The organism is Streptomyces tropicalis (assembly GCF_029269835.1).
GTDB lineage: Bacteria > Actinomycetota > Actinomycetes > Streptomycetales > Streptomycetaceae > Streptomyces > Streptomyces tropicalis.
Genome location: NZ_JARJBB010000061.1, coordinates 1 through 5256, shown reverse-complemented (window position 1 = coordinate 5256; position 5256 = coordinate 1). Strand labels below are relative to the sequence as shown.

Annotated in this window: 2 rRNA genes; both read left to right on the top strand. The window is 57.5% G+C overall.

What is annotated here, in order from left to right:
- The first annotated feature begins 275 nt into the window (after nt 1-275).
- Nucleotides 276-1801: ribosomal RNA gene (locus tag P3H78_RS32700) — 16S ribosomal RNA — on the top strand.
- 314 nt (nt 1802-2115) lie between these two features.
- Nucleotides 2116-5235: ribosomal RNA gene (locus tag P3H78_RS32695) — 23S ribosomal RNA — on the top strand.
- Together the 16S and 23S rRNA genes form the textbook arrangement of a ribosomal RNA operon.
- Nucleotides 5236-5256 lie beyond the last annotated feature (21 nt).

Sequence of the window (5256 nt, the reverse complement as noted above, 5' to 3'; positions counted from 1 at the left end):
AAATCGGATCGGAAAGATCTGATAGAGTCGGAAACGCAAGACCGAAGGGAAGCGCCCGGAGGAAAGCCCGAGAGGGTGAGTACAAAGGAAGCGTCCGTTCCTTGAGAACTCAACAGCGTGCCAAAAGTCAACGCCAGATATGTTGATACCCCGTCTCCAGCATCTGCTGGGACGAGGTTCCTTTGAAATAACACAGCGAGGACGCTGTGAACCGGGGAGACTATTCCTCTCCCTGGTTCCGCTCTCGTGGTGTTCATCCCGATCACGGGAAAACATTCACGGAGAGTTTGATCCTGGCTCAGGACGAACGCTGGCGGCGTGCTTAACACATGCAAGTCGAACGATGAAGCCCTTCGGGGTGGATTAGTGGCGAACGGGTGAGTAACACGTGGGCAATCTGCCCTGCACTCTGGGACAAGCCCTGGAAACGGGGTCTAATACCGGATATGACCATCTTGGGCATCCTTGATGGTGTAAAGCTCCGGCGGTGCAGGATGAGCCCGCGGCCTATCAGCTTGTTGGTGAGGTAATGGCTCACCAAGGCGACGACGGGTAGCCGGCCTGAGAGGGCGACCGGCCACACTGGGACTGAGACACGGCCCAGACTCCTACGGGAGGCAGCAGTGGGGAATATTGCACAATGGGCGAAAGCCTGATGCAGCGACGCCGCGTGAGGGATGACGGCCTTCGGGTTGTAAACCTCTTTCAGCAGGGAAGAAGCGAAAGTGACGGTACCTGCAGAAGAAGCGCCGGCTAACTACGTGCCAGCAGCCGCGGTAATACGTAGGGCGCAAGCGTTGTCCGGAATTATTGGGCGTAAAGAGCTCGTAGGCGGCTTGTCACGTCGGTTGTGAAAGCCCGGGGCTTAACCCCGGGTCTGCAGTCGATACGGGCAGGCTAGAGTGTGGTAGGGGAGATCGGAATTCCTGGTGTAGCGGTGAAATGCGCAGATATCAGGAGGAACACCGGTGGCGAAGGCGGATCTCTGGGCCATTACTGACGCTGAGGAGCGAAAGCGTGGGGAGCGAACAGGATTAGATACCCTGGTAGTCCACGCCGTAAACGGTGGGAACTAGGTGTTGGCGACATTCCACGTCGTCGGTGCCGCAGCTAACGCATTAAGTTCCCCGCCTGGGGAGTACGGCCGCAAGGCTAAAACTCAAAGGAATTGACGGGGGCCCGCACAAGCAGCGGAGCATGTGGCTTAATTCGACGCAACGCGAAGAACCTTACCAAGGCTTGACATACACCGGAAACGGCCAGAGATGGTCGCCCCCTTGTGGTCGGTGTACAGGTGGTGCATGGCTGTCGTCAGCTCGTGTCGTGAGATGTTGGGTTAAGTCCCGCAACGAGCGCAACCCTTGTTCTGTGTTGCCAGCATGCCCTTCGGGGTGATGGGGACTCACAGGAGACTGCCGGGGTCAACTCGGAGGAAGGTGGGGACGACGTCAAGTCATCATGCCCCTTATGTCTTGGGCTGCACACGTGCTACAATGGCAGGTACAATGAGCTGCGAAACCGTGAGGTGGAGCGAATCTCAAAAAGCCTGTCTCAGTTCGGATTGGGGTCTGCAACTCGACCCCATGAAGTCGGAGTTGCTAGTAATCGCAGATCAGCATTGCTGCGGTGAATACGTTCCCGGGCCTTGTACACACCGCCCGTCACGTCACGAAAGTCGGTAACACCCGAAGCCGGTGGCCCAACCCCTTGTGGGAGGGAGCTGTCGAAGGTGGGACTGGCGATTGGGACGAAGTCGTAACAAGGTAGCCGTACCGGAAGGTGCGGCTGGATCACCTCCTTTCTAAGGAGCATCTAGATCTCGCAAGAGATCCAGAGCCACTACGTCGACGAATGATCGACGGTGGTCAGCTCATGGGTGGAACGTTGACTATTCGGTCCGGATCTCGGGTCGGAGGCTGCCAGTACTGCTCTTCGGAGCGTGGAACGCATGATCTTCGGACGGGTCTGGGTCGGGCACGCTGTTGGGTGTCTGAAGGTACGGCCGTACGGCTGGATGCCTTCGATGCCGACCCCAGTGCACTCACTGGCTTGTCCAGTGGGGTGATGGGTGGTTGGTCGTTGTTTGAGAACTGCACAGTGGACGCGAGCATCTGTGGCCAAGTTTTTAAGGGCGCACGGTGGATGCCTTGGCACCAGGAACCGATGAAGGACGTGGGAGGCCACGATAGTCCCCGGGGAGTCGTCAACCAGGCTTTGATCCGGGGGTTTCCGAATGGGGAAACCCGGCAGTCGTCATGGGCTGTCACCCGCTGCTGAACACATAGGCAGTGTGGAGGGAACGCGGGGAAGTGAAACATCTCAGTACCCGCAGGAAGAGAAAACAACCGTGATTCCGGGAGTAGTGGCGAGCGAAACCGGATGAGGCTAAACCGTTTACGTGTGAGACCCGGCAGGGGTTGCGTGAGCGGGGTTGTGGGTTCTTTCTTCTGTCGTCTGCCGGCGACAGGACGAGTCAGAAACCGTTGATGTAGGCGAAGGACATGCGAAAGGTCCGGCGTAGAGGGTAAGACCCCCGTAGTCGAAACATCAGCGGCTCGTTTGATTGATACCCAAGTAGCACGGGGCCCGAGAAATCCCGTGTGAATCTGGCGGGACCACCCGCTAAGCCTAAATATTCCCTGGTGACCGATAGCGGATAGTACCGTGAGGGAATGGTGAAAAGTACCCCGGGAGGGGAGTGAAATAGTACCTGAAACCGTGTGCCTACAAGCCGTGGGAGCGTCGGATGCAGCTTGCTGCATCTCGTGACTGCGTGCCTTTTGAAGAATGAGCCTGCGAGTTTGCGGTGTGTTGCGAGGTTAACCCGAGTGGGGAAGCCGTAGCGAAAGCGAGTCCGAACAGGGCGATTCAGTAGCGCGCTCAAGACCCGAAGCGGAGTGATCTAGCCATGGGCAGGTTGAAGCGGAGGTAAGACTTCGTGGAGGACCGAACCCACCAGGGTTGAAAACCTGGGGGATGACCTGTGGTTAGGGGTGAAAGGCCAATCAAACTCCGTGATAGCTGGTTCTCCCCGAAATGCATTTAGGTGCAGCGTCGTGTGTTTCTTGCCGGAGGTAGAGCACTGGATAGGCGATGGGCCCTACCGGGTTACTGACCTTAGCCAAACTCCGAATGCCGGTAAGTGAGAGCGCGGCAGTGAGACTGTGGGGGATAAGCTCCATGGTCGAGAGGGAAACAGCCCAGAGCATCGACTAAGGCCCCTAAGCGTACGCTAAGTGGGAAAGGATGTGGAGTCGCACAGACAACCAGGAGGTTGGCTTAGAAGCAGCCACCCTTGAAAGAGTGCGTAATAGCTCACTGGTCTAGTGATTCCGCGCCGACAATGTAGCGGGGCTCAAGCGTACCGCCGAAGTCGTGTCATTGCAGCATGTACGGCCAACGCCGGCTGTGATGGGTAGGGGAGCGTCGTCTGCCGGGTGAAGCGGCACCGGAAGGTAGTCGTGGACGGTTGACGAGTGAGAATGCAGGCATGAGTAGCGATTCACACGTGAGAAACGTGTGCGCCGATTGACTAAGGGTTCCTGGGTCAAGCTGATCTGCCCAGGGTAAGTCGGGACCTAAGGCGAGGCCGACAGGCGTAGTCGATGGATAACCGGTTGATATTCCGGTACCCGCTGTGAAGCGTCAAACATCGAATCCAGTGATGCTAAGCCCGTGAAGCCGCCCTGATCTCTTCGGAGTTGAGGGGAGTGGTGGAGCCGGTGACCCGAGCTGGTAGTAGGTGAGTGATGGGGTGACGCAGGAAGGTAGTCCATCCCGGGCGGTGGTTGTCCCGGGGTAAGGGTGTAGGCCGGTGTGTAGGTAAATCCGCACACCTTGTGGCTGAGACCTGATGCCGAGCCGATTGTGGTGAAGTGGATGATCCTATGCTGTCGAGAAAAGCCTCTAGCGAGTTTCATGGCGGCCCGTACCCTAAACCGACTCAGGTGGTCAGGTAGAGAATACCGAGGCGTTCGGGTGAACTATGGTTAAGGAACTCGGCAAAATGCCCCCGTAACTTCGGGAGAAGGGGGGCCACATCCGGTGAGGGAACGTGCTTCCTGAGCTGGGGGTGGCCGCAGAGACCAGCGAGAAGCGACTGTTTACTAAAAACACAGGTCCGTGCGAAGCCGTAAGGCGATGTATACGGACTGACGCCTGCCCGGTGCTGGAACGTTAAGGGGACCGGTTAGCTCCATTTCGGTGGGGCGAAGCTGAGAACTTAAGCGCCAGTAAACGGCGGTGGTAACTATAACCATCCTAAGGTAGCGAAATTCCTTGTCGGGTAAGTTCCGACCTGCACGAATGGCGTAACGACTTCTCGACTGTCTCAACCATAGGCCCGGTGAAATTGCACTACGAGTAAAGATGCTCGTTTCGCGCAGCAGGACGGAAAGACCCCGGGACCTTTACTACAGTTTGATATTGGTGTTCGGTTCGGCTTGTGTAGGATAGGTGGGAGACTGTGAAGCGGGCACGCCAGTGTTCGTGGAGTCGCCGTTGAAATACCACTCTGGTCGTGCTGGATGTCTAACCTGGGTCCGTGATCCGGATCAGGGACAGTGTCTGATGGGTAGTTTAACTGGGGCGGTTGCCTCCTAAAGAGTAACGGAGGCGCCCAAAGGTTCCCTCAGCCTGGTTGGCAATCAGGTGTTGAGTGTAAGTGCACAAGGGAGCTTGACTGTGAGACCGACGGGTCGAGCAGGGACGAAAGTCGGGACTAGTGATCCGGCGGTGGCTTGTGGAAGCGCCGTCGCTCAACGGATAAAAGGTACCCCGGGGATAACAGGCTGATCTTCCCCAAGAGTCCATATCGACGGGATGGTTTGGCACCTCGATGTCGGCTCGTCGCATCCTGGGGCTGGAGTCGGTCCCAAGGGTTGGGCTGTTCGCCCATTAAAGCGGTACGCGAGCTGGGTTTAGAACGTCGTGAGACAGTTCGGTCCCTATCCGCTGTGCGCGTAGGAGTCTTGAGAAGGGCTGTCCCTAGTACGAGAGGACCGGGACGGACGAACCTCTGGTGTGCCAGTTGTCCTGCCAAGGGCATGGCTGGTTGGCTACGTTCGGGAGGGATAACCGCTGAAAGCATCTAAGCGGGAAGCCTGCTTCGAGATGAGGACTCCCACCCACTTGATGGGGTAAGGCTCCCAGTAGACGACTGGGTTGATAGGCCGGATCTGGAAGCACGGTAACGTGTGGAGGTGACCGGTACTAATAGGCCGAGGGCTTGTCCTCAGTTGCTCGCGTCCACTGTGT